This window comes from Sorangium sp. So ce128, assembly GCF_051525245.1.
Lineage (GTDB): Bacteria > Myxococcota_A > Polyangia > Polyangiales > Polyangiaceae > Sorangium > Sorangium cellulosum_B.
The window spans coordinates 3543837-3563946 of the sequence record NZ_CP150313.1 but is presented as its reverse complement, the minus strand read 5'-3'; the positions used below and the strand labels follow the sequence as shown (position 1 = coordinate 3563946).

The window sequence follows — 20110 nt, the reverse complement described above, 5'->3', positions numbered from 1 at the left end:
CCCGCGCGTGTCCACAGTGGTCTGCCCGCAATGCGCGAATCCGTGCGAGCAGGCGCACAAATTCTGCCCGGTGTGCGGCTTCCCGATCTCGGAGTTCAACCGGACGTCCGACGATCCGCTGATCGGGACGACGCTCCCTGGCAACTACGTGATCCTGGAGCTCGTCGGGGTGGGCGGCATGGGCCGCGTGTACAGGGCCGAGCAGAAGGCCCTGGGGCGCACCGTGGCCGTCAAGATCATCCATCCCCACCTGCTCGGCGACGAGAGCGCGTCGGTCCGGTTCATCACCGAGGCGCGCGCCGCGAGCCGCCTCAACCACCCGAACTCGGTCGGGGTCATCGACTTCGGTAAGAACGGCGGGCAGCTCTACCTCGTCATGGAGTTCCTGCGCGGGCGCGACCTCGCCCGCGTCGTCTACGAGGACGGCCCGCTCCCGTTCCGCCGCATCGTCGACATCCTCTGCCAGGTGCTCGCGGCGCTCGCCGAGGCGCACCACCTCGGCATCATCCACCGCGATCTCAAGCCCGAGAACATCGTGCTCGAGCCGATGCGCTCGGGCGGCGACTTCGTGAAGGTCGTCGATTTCGGCCTCGCGAAGCTGAAGGGGGAGGTCGCGACGACGAACATCACGAGCCCCGGCATCGTCTGCGGGACCCCGGACTACATGGCCCCGGAGCAGGGGCGAGGCGATCCGATCGACGCGCGGAGCGACCTCTACGCGTGCGGCGTCATCCTGTTCCAGTTGCTGACGGGCCGGCTCCCGTTCGAGGCGGAATCGCCGACGCAGGTGGTGCTGATGCACCTCTCCTTGCCGCCGCCCGATCCCGCCCTGCTCGCGCCGGAGCGCGAGATCCCCGAGCCGCTCGTCGAGGTCACGCTCCGGGCGCTCGAGAAGGACGCCGCGCGGCGCTACCAGTCGGCGGACGAGTTCGCGGCGGCGCTGCGCGCGGCGCTCGGGACGTTCGACACCCCCTCGGGGCGCTTCTCGTTCTCCGACGCGACGGTCATCTGCGGCTCGTGCCGGGCCATCGTGCCGCGCGGCCAGAAGTTCTGCGGCGAGTGCGGCGCCAGGATCGCGCAGGCGCACTCGCCCGCCCCTGCGCCGCGCGCGGCGCCCCAGGCCGCCCGGCGCGATCGCGCCCCCTCGGCCCCCACGCTCCCGCTCCCGTTCGCGGCGCGCGAGGACGACCTCGCGTGGCTCGACACCTGCCTCGCCGACGTCGAGGGCTCGGTCGTCGCCGCGCGCATCGTCGGCGAGCACGGCGTCGGCAAGACCCGGCTCCTCCGCGAGTTCCTCGACGTCGCCGCGAGCCGGGGCGACATCGTCATCCAGACCGGCCCGGACCCGTGGGGCGCGGAGGTCGGCTACTACGCGCTCCGCTGGGCGATCGCCGGGCTCGCCGAGCTCCCGCCCGACGGCGGCAACGCGTCGAACTGGAGCGGCGCGACGCCGGAGGCGCGGCGCGGGCTGCTCGAGATCTTCGGCAAGGGCGACCGCGGGAGCGACGTGCGCAGGCACGCGTGGAACAAGCCGACGGCGGGGGGCCTGTCGCCCGACGATCGCCGCTTCATCGCCGCGGAGGCCCTGCGCTGGGCGCTCTCTCGCGCGCAGCAGACCGCCTTCCCGCACCGGGTCCTGCTCGCGATCGACGACCTGCACGCCGTCGACGGCGCGAGCCGGAACGCGTTCGCCGACGTGATCGCGGAGCCGCCGCTCGCGGCGCTGCTCATCGTCGCCAGCCACACGCCGGGCTTCGAGCCCGAGTGGGGCGGCGCCGCGCGCGCGCTCGGCGGCCTCCCGAAGGACATCGCGCTCTCGCTCCTCCGCAGCAGCGTCGGCCTGGACCACCGCGCCGCCCGCAAGACGCCGCCGAGCATGGGCGGCCTGCGGCTGTCGCCGCGGCGCGACCCGTCGGACGGCGCCGCCGATCAAACCCCGCTGGCCCTGCCGCCGAGCGCGGCGAGCCCGGCCGTCCTCGGCGGCGAGGCCGCGACGGTGCCGCCGCTCTACATCGACCAGCTGGTGCGCTACACGCTCGAGGGGGGCAGCGACCCGCCCGCGCGGATGGCCGACCTCGTCGCCGCGCGGATCGAGCGGCTCCCGCAGGACGCGCGCCGCACGCTGCAGGCGCTCGCCGTCATCGGCGACGCGGCGGACCGGGCCACGCTGCAGCGCCTGCTCCCGGACATCCGCGCCTTCGACGACCTGCTCGGCAAGCTCGCGGCGGCGGGCATGATCGAGGAGCACTCGAGCGGCATCCGCACGGCGCACCCGCTGCTCCGCGACGTGACGCTCGCGACGATCCCGGCCGGCGTCCGGCGCGATCTGCACGCCAAGGCGACGTTCGACAGCGCGGGCGACCCGCTCGCGCTGCCGCTCGAGGTGCAGGCGATCCACGCCTACCACGCGCAGAACGCGTTCGTCGCGCTGATGCTCCTCGAGCAGGCGGCGGACCGCTCCGCCGCGCGCGGGGACAGCGCCGGCAGCGTGCTCGCGCTGCGCCGCGGCCTCGATCTGGCGCGGCGGGAGATCTTCCGGGGCGAGCTCGACGATCCGGTGCGCGCCGTCCTGATCTTCAGCCGGAAGCTCGGCGAGGCGCTCGCGCGCGCCGGTGATCTGACCGACGCCGACGGCGTGCTGCGCGAGGCGCTCGACCTCGCCGGCCCAGGCGGGCCTGATCGCGCGCTCGTCCTGGGCGCGCTGGCGCACGTGGCGCACCAGCGCGAGCGCACGGGCGAGGCGTCGATGTACCTCCGCGAGGCGATGGACCTCGCCCGGCAGGGCGCCGACAGCGACGTGGTGCAGTCGCTCGACAAGATGCGGCGCGAGTGGATGTCGCGCTGAGCGAGAGACGGTGAACGACGAGGAACGATCGCGAGGGCCCGGATCGCCGGCGAACGCAGCGGCATCGCCGCCGCGCGCGCCGTTCATCGCGCGGTGGGACCTCGACAAGACCTACCTCCGGACCGACTTCGACACGCTGCGCGACCTCGTGCGGACCGCGATCGAGCGGCCGGATCAGAAGCGCACCGTGCCGGGCGCGGGGTCGCTCCTGCGCGAGCTCGGCCGCGCGGGCGTCGAGACCCACATCCTCTCGGGCAGCCCGGAGCAGCTCCGCTCCCGCATCGAGCAGAAGCTGCGGCTCGACGGGGCGCGCTGGGCGTCGCTCACGCTGAAGCCCAACCTGCAGAACATCCTCCGCCTGCGCTTCCGCGCGCTGCGCGGGCAGCTCGGCTACAAGCTGCCCGCGCTGCTCCAGCGGCGCTGCGAGCTCGCGGATCAGCGCGACCAGAGCGGCGCGCTCATCCGCGAGGTGCTGCTCGGGGACGACGCGGAGGCCGACGCGTTCGTCTACTCGCTGTACGCGGACGTCTGCGAGGGCCGGGTCACCCCGCTGGAGCTCGGCGAGGTGATGCGGCTCGGGCACGCGTACGACGACACCATCGTCGATGCGATCCGGTTCGCGAGCTATGTCGAGAAGGGCCCCGTCGTCGAGCGCATCCTGATCCACCTCGACCGCCAGTCCTCGCCCTCGGATTTCCGGATCTTCGGCGACCGGGTCGTCCCCTTCTACAACTACCTGCAGGCGGCGTTCGTCCTTCACGAGGACGGCCGGATCGCGGCGCACGCCGTGCTCCGCGTCGCGCAGTCGCTGGTCGTCGCCCACAACTTCGACAGCGTCGCGCTCGCGCGGAGCTACGTCGATCTGTCGCGCCGCGGGCACGTCTCCGGCAAGGGCATCGCGTCCCTCGCGGCCGCTTACGGCGAGCTCGCGCAGCGCAGGGCCGCGGGCGCGAGCGATCTCGGCGCGATGGTCGCGGAGCTCACGCGGCTCTGCAGCGATCTGCGCCCCGCCGTGAGCCGGCCGCACGCGGACATCGACTATCGCGCGCTCGCCGCCGGTCACAACCGCCGCTCGAAGCGCGGCCGCTGACAGCGGGCGGGGCGCCGCCGCGGCGACGCCCTCGCGCTCACAGCCAGGCGTTGTTGAGGATCTCGCCGACGCCGCCGGCGCCCGGGACGATGTACTGGATGCTGTTCAGGCCGCGCTCCTCGTCCCAGTGCGTGCCCGGCTCGGTCTTGAGGACGCGCGCCGGCGAGAGGCCGCGATCGAGCCGGAGCGCGTAGATAATGGCGTCCGGGTGAGCCTCGGTGACGCGGCGGATGTACTCGGGCGTGACGATGAGGTGCATGGCGATGCACTTGGCCGGCCGCCCCTCGAGCGCGGTCTTGTAGTACGTCATGGCGCTGACCATGGACGAGCCGGTGGCGCCCATCGGGTCGGGGAAGAGCACGTGGCGCCCCTCGACGTCGCGGCCGATCTTGGCGTCGTGCCAGGTCGCGCCGACGACCTCGCCCTGCTCGTTCGTCTGCCGGCTCATGAACAGGTGATCCTGCCGCACCAGCGCGGGGTCGAGGACCTCGTTCAAGAGCTCGTAGACGACCTGGGAGGGCATCGTCCCGGCGCGCGCGATGCCCACCGTGACGGCCTTGGTCGCGCGCGACAGCGCGGCGCCGCGATACACGGCCTCCGGGTGGGAGGAGATCATCCGGGTCGGGATGTCGACGCGCGCGCGCCCCAGCTCGGCGGCGAGGACGGCGCGCGCCAGGTTCTGGTAGAGAACCCCGACGAGACGCCCGACGTCGGGCTGGACCGTCTCCGGGGAGCAGGCTCGAGCCAGCAGAGTCCATGCGAGCGGGTCATCGAGCAGGTGCACGCACGGACCGTACCGGTGGGCGATTTCGGGGGGCCGGAATCGACTCTCAGCGTACGCAACGTCGACCATCGTTTTTCTGTTACACTACCTGGCCCGGCGCGGGGTATTCCTCCGGTGCGCGCCGGTGCTCTCCCCGGGAGCGGAGTGGTTTCGAAGCGATGAGGGCGCCCGCCCAGCGGGCTGTCCCGGTGGACTTGCAAAGGAAGGGATGTTCGGTGGATAGCGACCTTGCCGAGTCGGTTACGGCGCTCAAGGATGCCTTTGTCCGAAGAGGCATCCCTGCGAGGTTCGGAAAGGCGGCTCCAGCGGCGGTGGAAGAGCTGCGCAAGACGCTGCGGGTGCCCGCGAGGTACCGCGCTTTCCTGCAGGAGGCCGACCCGCTCGACGTCGAGACGGTGACCCCGGTTGAGCGTGTACGCCTCATCCCCTCCGAGAAGCTCGCGGCCGAGCAGCAGGCGAACGGCGGCGACAGCTCCCTCGCAGGCTGGCGCAAGAGCTGGATCCTCATCGCTCGCAGCGCCCTGCTGGGAGATCCCTATTTCCTCGACATCTCGAAGCTCGACGCCGAGGGCGACTGCCCTGTGTTCACCTGTATGACAGGGATCGAGTCGCTCAAGCCAGAGCTCTGCGCGTCGAGCTTCCAGCAGTTCCTGCGCATCCTCGCTACCTCGATGGAGGTCGCGTCCGGCTTCGGAGAGAGCGGCCTCGACGACGACGACGAGGCCATCTTCCGCGAGGCGCTCGCGCCGAAGATCAAGACCATCGACGCCGCGGCGCTCCGCGCGGGCCACTGGACCTGACGTAACCTCCACGGCGCGCTGCTCGCCGGGCGCGCCGCGGATCGAGCTGACCGCGCCATGGCCAGGTGCCTCGTATGCAACGCCGAGAACCCCGGCTCCGCCCGGTTCTGTGTGGCGTGCGGCGCGTCGCTGACCGCGAAGGAGGCGGGCGTCGGCGCGGCGACCTCGGCGCCTCCTGCGCCCGGCCCGCGGACGACCGTCCCTGGGCAGCCGCTGCTGGGCGCGCTGGTGCCCGAGGATCCGGCGCACAGGGCCCGCCTCTCGGCCCTCGCGGCCGGCGGCGCGAACGGGCCCGCAGCGAACGTCCACGCGCCTCACATCGTCCCCGCGCCGCTGGCGGGCTCGCTGCCGCGGCGCGCGCCGGGCGGCCACCTGCCGGCGGGGACGCTCGTCGATCAGAAGTACGTGGTCGAGCGGGTGCTCGGCGAGGGCGGCATGGGCGTCGTCTACCTCGCTCGGGACGTCCACACCGGCCTGCACGTGGTGCTGAAGGCGGTGCGCCAGGAGCTCGGGCACCGGCCGGACGTGCGCGCGCGGACGCTCGCCGAGGGCCGCGCGCTCGCGCAGATCGATCATCCGAACGTCGTCCACCTGAAGGCGGTGGTGGCGGAGCGAGACGACCTCTGGCTCGTCATGCAGTACATCGACGGCGAGAGCCTCGAGCAGACGCTCGCCAGGTACGCCGAGGAGCGCCGGCGGATGCCCCTGCCCGAGGCGCTCTCGATCTTCCGCCAGATCGCCTCCGGCATCGCGGCCGCGCACCGCGAGGGCGTGATCCACCGCGATCTCAAGCCGGCGAACGTGCTCATCCGCGGCAAGGACGGCGTCGCGAAGGTCACCGACTTCGGCATCGCCAAGGCCGAGGCGGACGCGCTCGCGGGGCGCGGGCTGACCAAGGGAATCATCGGCTCGCTCTATTACATGTCGCCGGAGCAGGTCCTCGGGCGCCGCGACCTCGACAAGCGGGTGGACATCTACGCGCTGGGCGTCGTGCTCTACGAGATGCTGGTAGGGCAGGTGCCGTTCGACGCCGAGAGCGACATCGAGATCATGCGGCAGCACGCGGAGGTGCCGCTCCCCCTGGTCAGCGCCGTGCGTCACGACGTCCCTCCGGCGCTCGACGCCTTCCTCCAGAAGGCCTGCGCCAAGGAACGGGCGGATCGCTTTGCCAGCTGCGAGGAGCTGCTCGCCGCGGTCGACGCGATCGCCCACCCTGCGCCTGCCGCGGCCGCCGCGCCGCTCGGCGCGTCGAGCCGCCCGCCGCCGCCCGCGGCCACGACGGTCGACGAGGTCCGCGAGGGGCTGCGGTCGCCGTCGGGCGCTGCGCTGGCCAGCGGGCCTGCGGGGTCGCAGCGCGCGCGCGGCTCGTGGCTCGCGATCGGCGCCGGGGCCCTCGTGATGTTCGGCGGGGCCGCCGCGCTGCTCGGGCTGGGCGTGCTCGACAGGCCGCGCGATGGTCGCCGCCGGGCCGTCTCGTCGAGGGAGCAGCGCCCCGCGGCCAGCGCGAGCAGCACCACCCCGGCGGCGAGCGCGGAGCAGCCGCAGTCGTCGCCGCTCGCCAGCCTGATCGGGCTGTGGGTCGGCAACGGGCGCGAGCTCGAGGCCATCCTTGCCGGCGAGTCGCTCGAGTTCCGGGTCCGCCGCCCGGAGCAGTTCGCGCCGCAGGACTATGCCGAGGGCGAGGCCCGCTTCTCGCTGCGCGAGATCCCCGGCGAGACCGGGGTGTTCGCCGTCGAGGACCGGCTCCGCTTCATCGCCCCCGAGTCGCGCAAGTTCGATCCGGCCCGCTCCAGGGGCACCTGCCAGGACGTCCGCAGCGCGGTGGAGGGCCACCCCCTGCGCGCGAGCTTCGACGGGGCCCGCCTGAGCGTCGAGTTCGCGAAGATCGAGCCATCGACGAGCAACTTCGTGGTGGAGCGCGGCAAGGTCGTCAGCTGCGTCGGCCTCAGCGCCCTCCCCGCCACGCGCGTCGTGAGCACGCTGTCGCGGCTGTAGCGCGGCACGCCGCGTTACAATCCGCCGACCGCGGGCACCGGCTGCGGCTTTCCGGCGTGGATGACCGCGCAGCGGACGGTCGTCGACGAGGTCGGCGCGCTCGCCCGCCCGCCGCCCAGCACGAGCGTGCCGAAGATGTTGCGCGCCGCCGCATCGACCTCCGCGGCGCCGCGCGGCGGCACCGGGTTCCCGCTCGCGTCGAACACCGTCACCGCCTGCACGACGCCGCGGGCGATCTCGCCCTCCGGGAAGGACATCATCACCGTGGCACGGACGTAGGCCGAGGCCCCCTCGACGATCCCGAAGCTGTACGGCTTCTTCGCGAAAGCGCCGCAGAAGCCGCTCGTGCCCATGCCGCCGTCGGGCCCGTAGTTCGCCGACGCCCACTGCCCGACGTTGACCGTGAGCCCGCTCTCACCCGAGCCCTGCGCGTACTGGACGCACTGGGCGAGCGCGGGATCCCACATCGCGCCCGTTGGGCAGCGCCCTACCTTCGCGCACGCCTGGCCGGTCCAGACCTCGTCGCGCGCGCAGGTCTGCGAGAGCGGTACGCACGCGGCGGTCGGACCGTCGACGATGAGCTCCTGGCCAGGTGGGCACCCGAGCTTCTGCCCGGCGCCGACCGCGACGCCGATGTTGGTCGCCACCTGCTCGCGCGACACACAGTAGCCCGTGCTCTGGTCGATCTCGTCGCCGGGCCGGCAGCGATCGGGAGCGCACCCACCGGCCTCGTAGTGGCGACCCACGCCGCAGTAGGCGTTCGCCGCCTGGGGCGTGAGGCACTGGCCCGCGACCGAGAGGTAGCCCTTCAGGCATCGGCAGCGGTTCTGCTTCGTGTCGAAGCCGGCGCCGTCGCTGCACGACGAGATCGAGCAGCGGCAGCTGCTGCCCTGGCAGATCTTGAGGAAGCAGGAGTTCTCCGGGCAACCGACGAGCACGGCAGGCGCCAGCGCGAGGAGCACGACCGAGAGCGCGGTGGAGGCGAGACCCAACGAGCCGGACCGCATCGGGCGACCCTACTCGATCCGCTCAGGCCGGGGAACTCGGGGAGCGACGCGCGGCAGCCGCCGCGATGCGCTGCCGCGACCGCGGCGCGCGCCGCGGCCGCAGCCGCGCGGCCGACGTACCGGCGGCCGGGGTGGTGTGGTACGGGGTGTCGCCACCCACGCGGAGATTCCACCGCGCCGGTCCAACTCAAGCCATGCTGCCCATCTACATCGAAGGTTCGCCTCAGTTCGAGTCCACCCTGTCAGCCCTGCGCACCCGCGGCACGGGCGACCTCGCGAACGTCACGCCGGCCGTGACCGAGATCATCGACAACGTGCGGCGCGGGGGGACGTCCGCCGTGCTCGGGTACATCGAGAAGTTCGAGCGGAGGACGTCGAAGGCGCTCGTCCGCCACGCAGGCCCCGAGGCGGAGGGCGGCTTCGGCGGGGCCGAGGCGCTCGCGAGGCTCTCGCCGGAGGTCCGCGCCGCGCTCGAGACCGCGGCAGCGAGGATCGCGCGTTACCATGAGCGGCAGCGCGACGCGGGCGATCTCGGCCCCGCGAACGTGGCGGCGAGCGGCCCCGCGCTGCAGGCCGGCTTCAGCTACGAAGAGGAGGGCGTCCTGCTGGGCATGCGCGTGCGCCCGCTGCGCCGGGTCGGCGTCTACGCGCCGGGCGGCAAGGCCCGCTACCCCTCCAGCGTGCTCATGTCGGCCATCCCCGCGCGCATCGCCGGCGTGCGGGAGATCGTCCTCGCGAGCCCGTCGGCCGACGACGCCACGCTCGCCGCCGCGCACCTCTCCGGCGTGACGACCCTGCTCGACTCGGGCGGCGCGCAGGCGATCGCGGCCCTGGCCTACGGGCTCCCGGAGCTCGCGCCGGTCGACAAGATCGTGGGGCCCGGCAACGCGTACGTCGCCTGCGCGAAGAAGCTCGTCTTCGGGGATGTGTCGATCGACGGCATCACCGGGCCGAGCGAGATCCTCGCGCTCGCCGACGAATCCGCGGATCCCCGGCTCGTCGCCGCCGATCTCCTCTCGCAGGCCGAGCATGACGAGGCGTCCTACGCCCTGCTCGCGACCACCTCCGCGAAGCTGGCGGAGGCGGTCGCGCGCGAGCTCGACGCGGCGCTCCCCGAGCTCACCCGTCGCACGATCGTGCAGGCGTCGCTCTCGACGCACGCGGCGGCGCTGGTCGTCGGCTCGCGCGCCCGCCTCGCCGAGATCGCCGACCAGCTCGCGGTCGAGCACGTGGCCTTCCACGTCGCCGACGCCGAGGGGTTGTTCTCGGAGATCGGCACGCTCGGCGCCGCGCTGCTCGGCGACCTCACCCCGGTCGCCGCGGGCGACTACCTCGCGGGGCCGTCCCACGTCCTCCCGACCGGCGGCTCAGCGCGCTTCGGTGCGCCGCTCGGGGTCTACGACTTCGTGACGCGCGCGAGCCTCATCCGGTACTCGAGCGCGGCGCTCCGGACGCAAGGCCCGATCATCGAGAAGCTGGCCTTGGCCGAGGGCCTGCAGGCGCACGCCCGCGCCGTGTCGCTCCGCCTCGCGAGCAAGGCGACCGACCCCGCGAAGCGCGGCACGTCGCAGTCCTGACACCGCGCTGCCGCCCGGCGCGCCGCGCCCTCGGGAGCGCGGCGCGCGAGGACGCGCTGTCGACCGCGCTCCCCTGACCTATCGAGCTCGGTTCAGCCGAGCGCTGCGCGCGCCGCCGCGATCGGCCGCCTTGCGCGGCCTCGCGACGCCGTGCGCTCCCGCCAGGCTCACTCGGCGCGGAGGTAGCCCGCGTTGATCATCTTCAACACGGACTGCGCGGTCTCCAGATCCGTCGCCGGGCTCTTGTTGAGGACCATCGCGAGGTGCCCGTGGTTGTAGACGACCTGGAGGACGTCGAGATCGATGGGCGAGAGATCGCGGAGCTGCGGCTTGAGCGGCTGGGGGATGACCAGGCGCGCCGACAGGTCCGGGAGCTGGTGGCGGATGTTGTTCAGCTCGTCGATCTGCCGGAGCCCCTCCATGAGGAGCTCCTGCACCGTCGCGCTGATCTCGCCGGTCATGACCCGCTCCTCGGCCGCCTCGAGGTCGAACGTCCCGCCGGCCCAGGTGAGGATCCGGTAGACGCTCTTCAGCGGCGGGACGTCGGTCAGATCGTTGATGGTCGCAAAGGTCACGATGCCCTTGCGCAGGTAGATCTTGCCGACGTCGTCGTCGGAGCGGACCACGAGGACGCCGCTCTTCTTCGATGTGCCGAAGAGCTGCAGCAGATCCGGGAGCGGGATCTCGTCGATCGACCCGGACATCGACCGGGTCTGACCGCTCCTCAGCGATGGCTCGTCCATCCGTTTCCGCGCCGGCGGCGCGCCCGGGTCGGTGGAGACGACCTTGAGGATGCTGGTGCCGATGAGCACCCGATCGCCCTCCTTCAGGGTCGTCTTCTTGATCTTCTCGCCGTTGACGAACGTTCCGTTCGTCGAGCCGAGATCCTCGATCACAATCGACTGTTCGGTGCAGGCAATCCGGGCATGGCGCCGGGAGACCATGTCCTCGACGAGGACCATGTCGAGGTCGCTGGAGCGACCCACGACGATCTCCTGCTGCTCCCCGAGGGGGAATTCGCCGCCTTGGTACTTCCCGGAGATGAAGCGCAACGCTAGTTGCCGCGTTGCCGACACCTTGGGAGCGTGGTTATCCATCGCAGGGAGTAAAAACCTTCGTGCGCTTACGAGAGCGCCAGCAGGGGGCAAAGCTTAGTTTCACCGAGCAAAGGTGGTCAAGAGATCCGGTCTGTTCTTTCAAATGAGTCGGCTCGTCCGATCCTGACGCAACGCGCCGGCCCCCCTCCCTCGGCCGCCACAGTGGCGAGCCGCGGGGGTAGGGGCCAACGTACTCGGCGCACGCGAGTGTATCCAATTTGAGGGAAAGAGGGCGATTGGCTCCGTCGAAACGGCCAGCATCGCCGGTTTCCGGGGCCCCCGGGCCCCGGGTGGTGCGCCGGGCCGCCTCAGCGAGGAATCCTGCGGTCGCTCGGCTCATTGCCCTTGCTTTCGAGCCCGGTATGTTGAACGGCCTCGACGTGAGCTCCGAAGCGACGCGACCCACCCTCTCCGCAGGCGATCCGCTGGGCACGCACCGCGTGCTCGACCCACCGGGGGCCATGCCGCAGCCGGCAGAGCGGCTGGACGCCGACGCCTCGCGCCGCTTCGAGACCGAGATCGTCGTCGATGTGCAGACGCTGAACATCGACGCCGCGAGCTTCCGCCAGATGGAGGAGGCCTCCGGCGGCAGCACGGACGGCGTGGCCCAGCTCGTCCTCGAGACGGTGGCGCGCCGGGGCAAGCAGCACAACCCGGTCACCGGCTCGGGCGGCATGCTGCTCGGCGTCGTGCGTCGGGTCGGCTCGCTCGCCGAGCACCGCGGCGTCGCCGTCGGCGATCGCATCGCGACGCTCGCGTCGCTCTCGCTCACGCCGCTCTCGCTTCGCCGGGTCATCGCCGTGAGGCCCGCGTCCGCGCAGATCGACGTCGAGGGCACCGCGATCCTCTTCGGGTCGGCGCCGCTCGCCCGGATGCCGACCGACATGCCCGAACGGCTCGCCCTCGCGCTGCTCGACGTCGCCGGCGCGGCGCCTCAGGTGGCGCGCCTCGCCGGCCCGCGCGACAGCGTCGTGGTGCTCGGCGCGGGCGGGAAATCGGGCCTCCTGTGCGCGGCCGAGGCGCGGCGCTGCGTCGGCCGCGCCGGGCGCGTCATCGGGATCGAGGCGTCGCCGGGGCTCGCCGCCGATCTGCGCTCGCTCGCGATCTGCGACCACGTCGCGGTCCTCGACGCGCGCGACCCCCTCGCCGTGCGCGACGCCGTGCTGCCGTTCACCGGCGACGCGGGCGCCGACCTCACGCTCTCGTGCGTGAACGTCCCAGGCGTAGAGCTCAGCGCGATCGTCGCCACGCGCGATCGCGGCAAGACGTACTTCTTCGCGATGAGCACGAGCTTCACCGCCGCCGCCCTGGGGGCCGAGGGGATCGGCAAGGACGTGGACCTCTACATCGGCAACGGCTACGCCCACGGACACGCCGAGCACACGCTCGCGCTCGTGCGCGAGCATCCCGCGCTCGAGCGGCTCATGACCTCGCGCTACGGCTGAGCGCCCCGCTCGACGCAACGCGCGCAGCGCGCACCCGCCCGGACGCCGCGGGCGCTTCCGGGGTCACCCGCTTCAGCCGGGCCGCTCCTGAGGGGCCGGCTCGGCGGGCGCCAGCGCCGCGGGCGACGGCTGCGGCGCGCTCAGCTTGTCGACGGCGGCGGGGAGGATCACGGCGAAGGTGCTCCCCTTCCCCTCGTACGACCGGACCTCGATGCGGCCGCCGGCGCTCTGCGCGATGCGCTGGCTGATGGACAGGCCGAGCCCGGTCCCCTTGTCCTTCGTCGTGAAGAACGGCAGGAAGATGTTCGCGAGCACCTTCTGGGAGATCCCGGGGCCGTTGTCGGTGACGTTGAGCTCGACGAACGGCTCGTCCGAGCCCGAGCCGGGCCGCGTGCCGCGGCCGAAGCGGACGCGCGTCGAGATCACCACCTTGCCCCGGCTCTTCATGGCCTGAACGGCGTTGCGGAACAGGTTCATCAGCACCTGCCGCAGCTGCTCTGGATCGATGGCGACGCGGGGGAGATCGGGATCGAGCGTGACCTCGACCTCGAGCTGGTCGTTCCTGCGCTCGATCGAGAGCACCTGCAAGGTGCGGCGCACGATCGCGTTCACGTCGGTCGGGACGACCGAGCCCTGCGCCGGCCGCGCGAGATCGAGCACCGAGCCCACGACGCGATCGAGCCGATCGACCTCCTCGAGGATGATCCCGAGGAACTCGCGCGACGCCGCGTCGATCTGCGCTTCCGGCACGGGATCGGCGAGCAGCTGCGCCGCCCCCTTGATCGCGCCGAGCGGGTTCCTGATCTCGTGCGCGAGCCCGGCCGCCATCTGGCCGAGGAGCGCGAGCCGGTCGCGCTCCTTCATCTGCGCGTAGAGCCGCGAGTTCTCCAGGACGACGCCGATCTGCGCGGCGAGCGTCTCGAGCAGGGTCAGCTCCTCGGGAGAGAACGCGTCGCGCACGCGCGTGTCCGCCACGACCAGGAGCCCGATCGGCTCGCCCTGCTCGTCGCGCGCGCACAGCACCACGCCCGAGCAGAGGCTGCCGAGCACCTCGGCCGCCGCGAGCACCGCGTCCTCGGGGACCTGGGGCCGCACCTCCGTCCGCCGCGCGAAGTTGCCGTCGTCGTCCGCGTCGCTCTGGCTGCGGCGCGCCCGCCGCTCGCGCGCCTCCCGCTCCAGCTCCTCCATCGCGAGCGGCCCCCGGTCGAGGCGATCGAGCAGCGCCCTCGCGGTCGCCACCTCGATCCGCTCGGGGACCCGCGGCCCGAGCGAGGCGAGCCGGTCGAAGCCCGTCCCGTCCTGATCGCGGAGGTAGAGCGCCGCCGCCGTGACCCGGCGCGACTGCTCGAGCGCGCTCATCACGATCGAGCCCATCTCGTCCACCTCGAGCGTGTGCACGAGGCGCCGCCGGGCCTCCGCGAGCGAGCGGTCGAGATCGAACCGCTCCCGCAAGAAGACGCGCTGGAGCTGCTCCTCGACGCGCTCCCGCAGCGGGTCGAACAGCACCAGGATGACGATCGCGGCGAGCACCGCGTTCAGGTACATCGTGTTGAAGCCGCCGATGAACGTGAGCAGGAGATAGAAGATCAGCGCGATCAGGAACGCGACCGCCGTGGCGACGAGCAGGCGCGCGAGCATCTCGTAAGCGTCGAGCAGGCGCTCGTGACGGAGGGCCTGGGCGAGGACGAACAGGAACACGATCGAGAGCGCCGCGCCCACGGGCGGCGGCTCCGCGCCGAGGAACCAGGCGAAGTCGGCGACGCTGGCGAGCCCGGCGAGCGCGCCGATCACCACGAGGAACCGCACGCGGCGCTGCGTCGCGCGCGAGGAGCTCTGCTTGCCGCGCTGGCCGAGCGTGTACAGCCCCGCGGTGAGCAGCGCGAAGACGTAGAGGAAAATGCAGCCGCGCGTGAGCCAGTCGAGCCACGAGCCCGGCTCCCGGCTCACCAGCACGAGGATGAACAGCGGGATGACGAGCACCCCCGCGAACCGGAGCAGCCGCGAGCGCCGATCCGGGTCATGGGGGATCATCGCCTCGAAGAGCTGCAGCGCGAACTGCGGGAGCAGCACGGCGAGGATCGCCGTGAAGCGCTCCCAGATCGAGGCCTGGAAGAAGCCGAAGAGCGACTGCGAGAGGTACCAGAGCCCGACGTCGGCGGCGAACGCAGCGAAGAAGAGGTGGACGCGGCGGACGCGACCTCGCAGCAGCGTCGACGCCGCGATGGCGAGGGCAAGGGCCCCGCAGACCAGGGTCGTCCGTGTGCGGAGATCGATCCCGAGCGGCGCCACGCGCGAAGGCTACCGCGGAGAGCCGCGCGGCGACCGCAAAACGCGCCGGGGAGCGGGGCCGGGCGGCGCCGGGGCGCGGACGCGCTCAGGCCGCCCGGGCGCGCGGCTCAGCGCGTCCCGTCGCTCTCGGAGGGAGCGGCGTCGTGTCTGTCCGCGCTGCTGGGGCTCCACGGGAGCGGGTCCGGGTTGCAGCGCTCCTGCGATCGCACCTCGATCGTCGTGGGCGCGCCGTCACCGCTGGACGGCGGCGCGACGTCGCGCGGCGGGAGCGACGCAGGCGTGACGAAGTCGGTGACGGGTACGACGACATCGCCGTCGGTGCCATCGCTCGATCCGGACGCTTCCTCGGAGATCATCGGGTCGAGATCGCTCCACGCTTCGACGCTCTGCTCCTCGTGCTCCGGGGACGCGATCGCGCAGCCCGCCAGCAGCAGAGGCGCCGCGAAGCCCCCCGACAGCCAACTCCTCCAGCAACCTCGCATCACTTCAATCCTCCGAAGTCCCGCCAAAGCCATACTGTTTGACAAGCTGGGAAAGCCGCGGACGTTTCATGCCCAGGAGCACGGCGGCGCGTGTGATGTTCCCACGACTTTCGTCGAGCGCCCTAGCAACGCACTCGCGCTCGATCTCGCGCTTCATGTCGCTGAGGCTGACCCCTCCGCGGACATGAGCGTACGCGAGCTCCAGCGGCGTGCGATCCACAGGCATCGACGGGGGATGCGCCACCAGCGTCGCCTGATCGGGCGCCGACGCGCGTGGCCCGCTGGACGGCTCTCTGGGCGCGTCTCTGGACGACTCTCTCGACGATTCTCTCGGCGATTCTCTCGACGATTCTCTCGACGATTCTCTCGACGATTCTAAGGCAGGGTGCATGCCAGCCCTCGGCGTCATCGGAGCGCTCACCAGCTCCGCGGCGTCGAGCTCCCGCAGCCCTTCGACGTTCGTCGTGAAATCCTCGAGATCGATCACATCGCTGTCCGCGAAGATCGCCGCGGCGCGCAGGGCGTTCTCGAGCTCGCGCACGTTCCCCGGCCAGGAGTGCCGCGACAGCGCCTCGATGGCCCGGCTGGACAGGCGCTTCGGCGCCACGCCACGCTCGCCGCCGATCCTCTCCAGGATCGCGGCCGCGATCGCGGGCAGATCCCGCGGCCGATGGCGCAGCGCGGGGACCTCCAGGACGACCTGCCGGAGCCGGTAATAGAGATCTTCCCGGAACTCGCCCCGGGCAACCATCGCACGCAGGTCGCGGTGGGTCGCGCAGAGGATCCGCACGTTCGCGCGCAGCGGCGTGACACCCCCGACCCGCTCGAAGGTCTTGTCCTGCAGGACGCGGAGCAGCGCGACCTGCGTGCGCGGCGAGATGTCCCCGATCTCGTCGAGGAAGAGCGTTCCCCCCTCGGCGAGCTCGAAGCGCCCGCGACGGCGCGACGCCGCGCCGGTGAACGACCCCTTCTCGTGGCCGAACAGCTCCGAGAGCAGCAGCGTCTCGACCAGGGCGGCACAGTTGACCTTGATCAGCGGGCCCGCGCGCCGCGCGCTCACCTCGTGGATCGCCTCGGCGACGAGCTCCTTCCCGGTGCCGCTCTCGCCGTGGATCAACACGGTCGCGTCGCTCGCGCCGACCTTCTCGATCTGGTGGATGAGGCTGAGCAGCGCCGGCGTCGTCCCGACCATCCGCTTGATCGCGGGGCCCACGCTCGCCGGCCGCGGGGCGCGAGCCGCCCCCCTGGCGCACCCGGCGCACGCGCTGGAGCCGCAGAGCTCGCAGCCCCTCGGCTCCGCCTCGGCGGCGCTGCGCGCGCACGCCTCCAGCCGGGCAAGCTCGGCGAAGCTCCGGCGCGCGAGGAACTTGCGCGAGATCTCGGGCGGGAGCGACTCGGCGATGCGATCGCGGAGGTCGATCGCCGCCTCCAGGTGCGAGCGCGCCGCCGTGGGCTCGTCCTCGGGGGCGCGCGACGCGCGGTCCCCGGCGGACGACGCGTGGTGAAGCAGCACGTGCGCCTCCAGGGCGCACTCGTGGCTGTGGGCCTGGCGCGACAGCGCGAGCGCCTCGGCGGCGATCGGCCCGAACGGCGCGCCGGCGGCGCGCGAGCACATCGCCTCGAGGAGGGCGATCTCGGCGCGGTGCCGGTCGGAGGTCGCCTCGGCGCGCGCCCGCTGGATCATCTGACCGGCCTGCAGGAGGTCGCCGTCGTGCAGCGCGATGCGCGCGGCGATCGCGTAGCACTCGCCGAGCTTCGAGCCGGCGCCGTAGGCGAAGGCGGCCGTGAGCTCGGACCAGGCGTCCACCGTGCGGCGGCACTCGAGGTGGATCTGCGCCGCGACGTAGGCGACGTGCGTGATCCGAACGCCAGGGATGACGTGGCCGCAGGCCTTCCGCGCGAACGCGAGCGCCTGCTCGGCCTCCTCGATCAGCCCGAGCTGTAGCCGGATCTCGGCGAGGTTCGTGATGAGGTTCACGAGCGCGACCTTGTCGCCGATCCTCCGGAAGATCTCGATCGCGCGCTCGAAGAGGCGCAACGCCTCCGGGTACTCGTGCTTCAGGTGGGCGATGACCGCGAGGTTCGTGAGCGCATAGCCGGTCGCCGCGCGCTCGCCGCGCCGCTCTCCCTCCTCGAGCACGCCGGCGAGCATCGTGCGCGCCTCGTCGAGGCGGCCGCTGGAGAGCAGCGCGATGGCGCGGTTCAGCCGGGCGCGCAGCTCGCTCACGTGCTCGCCCGCGCACGCCGCCTCCCACGCGTCGGCCGCGAAATGCAGCTCCGCCTCGGCCCAGGCCTGCTGCGCGAGGAGGAGCTTGCCGAGGATGTTGCGCGCCTGGAGGCGCGTCGCGATCTCCCCCGCGCCTGCGAGCCCTTCCTCGGCGCGCGCCTTGGCCGCCGCGAGGTCGCCCGTCTTGCAGCAGAGCTCCGCCATCTCCACAGCGCCGCGCGCCCGCTCCTCGGGCGTGGCGGCGAGCGAGAGCGCCCGCGAGAGCACCATCGCGGCGGTCGTGAGGTCGCCGCGCGCGCTCGTCGCGCGGCCGCGCACGAGCAGCGCGGCGAACGTCTCCCGCTCGCGCTGGGCCGCGGAGGAGAAGTCGATGGCGAACTCGATGTCGCCGAGCCGGAGCGCGAGCGTCGCCGCGCGGAGCAGCCGCTCGCCCGACGCGGCGCTCCCGCCGGAGAGCGCCCGCATCGTCCGGGCCCAGCGCTGCCAGAAATCGGCGCGCGCCGACGGCTCGCCGACCGAGGAGATCGCGAGCATCGCCGCGGCCTCGGCGCGGTCGTCCTGGCCCAGCGAGGCGAGGAGCTCGCTCGCGCGCGAGAGGCTCCACGGGTCGGACGACTGCTCCACGAGCGCCTCCGCGATCGCGAACACATCCTCGCGGTCGACGTTGGCCGGGTCGACGATCGCGCGCCGCGCGGCGACCCACCCTCGATCGTCGACCTCGATCAGACCGAGGGCGGCGAGCTCCTGGGCGACCCCCTGGCACGCCGCGTCCCCCGGCCCGGGCTCCGCGCGCCGCGCCGCGAGCTGGCGGAGCTGCGCGGACGGCCAGGGCCGCTGGCTCAGCGCGAGCCGGTCGAGCAGGCGCGCGGCGTCGCGGCTCGGCGGCTGCCGCGCGGGGCGCTGCTCGGGCGGCGCGGCCAGCACGGCGGAGCACCAGCCCTCCAGCGCGTCGAGCCGCTCGATCTTCGCGACGACCCGGCGCTCCGCGTCCGCCGCGAACGCCTCCCAGAAGCGGTGCAGATCGTCCGGCGACGCGATGCCGTCGATCGTGAGCGCGCTCGTCCAGGGCCGCATCGCGCCGTCGCTGCACACGATGACCAGCGCGGAGCACGACCCCTCCGCGATGAGGCGCGTGACCTCATCCAGCACCAGGCTCCCCCAGCTGGTGGCCTCTCCCTCGGCGACCAGCAGGATCGCGCCTTGCGCGGCGGCGCTGATGCCCTGAGCGGCCGCGGCCGGATCGGCAGAAGTGACAGCGCAGCGAAGCGCGAGATCGCGCCAGGGATCCCGATCCGCGGCGTGCGCGGCCGAGATCAGCGAGCGTCCCACACCTCGAGCGCGGCGCGCGAGGTGGGAACAAACGGCGTCCAGGACCGACCGCTGTCCATGGACGTGGAGCACCCCACGCGACGCGGCATCACGGACGCGCTCATCGAGCGCCCGGAACCCCCCGGAGTCGCTCGTGATGACAGAAGGAACGCAGGCTGCGGCAACGGATCCCAAGGCAACAAAAGCGTACCTCTCCGCCGGACCTCGCATCAATGGATCCCGCCGTTGAATATAATGAGGCGCCTACCTCACCATAATAAAATTACAGTCTTATTGCCCTGCTCCGTCCAGGACCCGCTGGATGGCGTCGAACGCATCCGCGGGTGCTTCGCCCAGGACGCGGGCCAGCGGGAGCTGCGTCGCCGCGGCGGCGACGTAGAACGGTACGAGGTGCGGCGCGAGCCGACAGAGCGCTTCGAGGTGCCGCGCGACGCCGGCCGCGTCGCCGCGGCGCACAGGCCCCGTCAGCGCGTCGGGCACGCCGAGGACCTCGACGTTGTCCGCGACCGTTCGGAGCAGCGGGCCGAGCATCTCGGCCGCCGTCCTCCGATCGATGCCCGCGCGCTCGAGCAGGTCGACGCCGGCGGCGGCGAGCGCGGCAGCGCCGTTGGCGACCAGGCCCGCCGCCGCGTGGTAGGCGACGCGGTCGAGGCCGGAGAACGTGCGCGGCGTCATGCCGAGGCACACCCCGAGCGAGCGAGCGGCGCGCACGGCGGTCGGATCGCCGTCGATGTGGAGCTGGCCACGCTCGAGGAAGGGCGCGAACGAGGGCGAGGCGAACGAGATCATCGGGTGCATCTGCGCGACCGAGACGCGGCCGCCTCGCGCCGCCGCGAGCGCCTCCGGGCCGAGCGCGCCGGCGCAGTGCACCACGGCGACGTCCCTGTGGCCGACGAGCCCGCGGTCGCGCAGCGCCTCGGCGCACGGCGCGATATCCCGATCGCGCACGGCGAGGATCACGAAGTTCGCCTCGATGCGCTCCGACGGCAGGCCGTCCCGGGCCGGCCGGAGGGTCACTCGTAGCCCCGCGTCGCGGATCGCGCGCGCGAGCCCGCGGCCCACCTTGCCGCCGCCATAGATGAACACCTCCAGGAGGGCGTTGTCCTCCGGGTGCACCGGCGACGGGCGCGTGCTGTCCATCTC

General features: G+C 72.7%; 13 protein-coding genes. 6 read left to right on the top strand and 7 right to left on the bottom strand.

Features of this window, described 5'->3' with window-relative positions; all coding sequences use genetic code 11:
• Window positions 1-7 precede the first annotated feature (7 nt).
• A complete protein-coding gene (locus tag WME82_RS13890; protein ID WP_438043231.1) occupies window positions 8-2845 on the top strand; it encodes a protein kinase domain-containing protein in 2838 nt (945 codons plus the stop codon).
• Between the two features lie 10 nt (window positions 2846-2855).
• On the top strand, window positions 2856-3935 hold the full coding sequence (locus tag WME82_RS13885; protein WP_437745920.1) for a hypothetical protein: 1080 nt from the start codon (window positions 2856-2858) through the stop codon (window positions 3933-3935).
• Window positions 3936-3972: 37 nt separating this feature from the next.
• Here WME82_RS13885 and WME82_RS13880 read toward each other — a convergent pair whose 3' ends face one another.
• Entirely contained in the window at window positions 3973-4788 is an 816-nt protein-coding gene (locus tag WME82_RS13880; RefSeq protein WP_012235100.1) for a uracil phosphoribosyltransferase, read from the bottom strand.
• Window positions 4789-5030: 242 nt separating this feature from the next.
• Here WME82_RS13880 and WME82_RS13875 point away from each other — a divergent pair, with 242 nt between their 5' ends.
• Complete coding sequence (locus tag WME82_RS13875; protein WP_437745919.1) at window positions 5031-5519, top strand: SMI1/KNR4 family protein; 489 nt, start codon at window positions 5031-5033, stop codon at window positions 5517-5519.
• Window positions 5520-5576: 57 nt separating this feature from the next.
• Window positions 5577-7514: a protein kinase domain-containing protein gene (locus WME82_RS13870; protein ID WP_438043230.1), complete on the top strand. Its 1938-nt coding sequence runs from the start codon at window positions 5577-5579 to the stop codon at window positions 7512-7514.
• 14 nt (window positions 7515-7528) lie between these two features.
• Here the strand turns inward: WME82_RS13870 and WME82_RS13865 are convergent, their stop codons facing one another.
• The gene (locus WME82_RS13865) at window positions 7529-8521 is read right to left on the bottom strand and encodes a hypothetical protein (protein ID WP_438043229.1); all 993 of its coding nucleotides are present in this window, start codon (window positions 8519-8521) and stop codon (window positions 7529-7531) included.
• A 194-nt stretch (window positions 8522-8715) separates the two neighbouring features.
• On the opposite strand from WME82_RS13865, the gene hisD reads away from it, so the two are divergent.
• Window positions 8716-10098: a histidinol dehydrogenase gene (gene hisD / locus WME82_RS13860; protein WP_438043228.1), complete on the top strand. Its 1383-nt coding sequence runs from the start codon at window positions 8716-8718 to the stop codon at window positions 10096-10098.
• Window positions 10099-10265: 167 nt separating this feature from the next.
• On the opposite strand, the gene WME82_RS13855 is transcribed toward hisD, so the two are convergent.
• The gene (locus tag WME82_RS13855; protein WP_438043227.1) at window positions 10266-11195 is read right to left on the bottom strand and encodes a DUF4388 domain-containing protein; all 930 of its coding nucleotides are present in this window, start codon (window positions 11193-11195) and stop codon (window positions 10266-10268) included.
• A 362-nt stretch (window positions 11196-11557) separates the two neighbouring features.
• Between WME82_RS13855 and WME82_RS13850 the strand changes: the two genes are divergently transcribed.
• Entirely contained in the window at window positions 11558-12640 is a 1083-nt protein-coding gene (locus WME82_RS13850; protein ID WP_438043226.1) for an L-erythro-3,5-diaminohexanoate dehydrogenase, read from the top strand.
• A gap of 72 nt (window positions 12641-12712) precedes the next feature.
• Here the strand turns inward: WME82_RS13850 and WME82_RS13845 are convergent, their stop codons facing one another.
• The 4 genes from WME82_RS13845 to WME82_RS13830 form a co-directional block, all read right to left on the bottom strand.
• A complete protein-coding gene (locus WME82_RS13845; RefSeq protein ID WP_437745914.1) occupies window positions 12713-14929 on the bottom strand; it encodes an ATP-binding protein in 2217 nt (738 codons plus the stop codon).
• A gap of 107 nt (window positions 14930-15036) precedes the next feature.
• A complete protein-coding gene (locus WME82_RS13840; RefSeq protein WP_438043225.1) occupies window positions 15037-15411 on the bottom strand; it encodes a hypothetical protein in 375 nt (124 codons plus the stop codon).
• 4 nt (window positions 15412-15415) lie between these two features.
• Window positions 15416-18967: a sigma 54-interacting transcriptional regulator gene (locus WME82_RS13835; protein WP_438043224.1), complete on the bottom strand. Its 3552-nt coding sequence runs from the start codon at window positions 18965-18967 to the stop codon at window positions 15416-15418.
• A 270-nt stretch (window positions 18968-19237) separates the two neighbouring features.
• Window positions 19238-20107 (bottom strand): DUF2520 domain-containing protein, encoded by an 870-nt coding sequence (locus tag WME82_RS13830; protein WP_438044889.1) that lies wholly within the window; start codon window positions 20105-20107, stop codon window positions 19238-19240.
• Window positions 20108-20110: the final 3 nt, after the last annotated feature.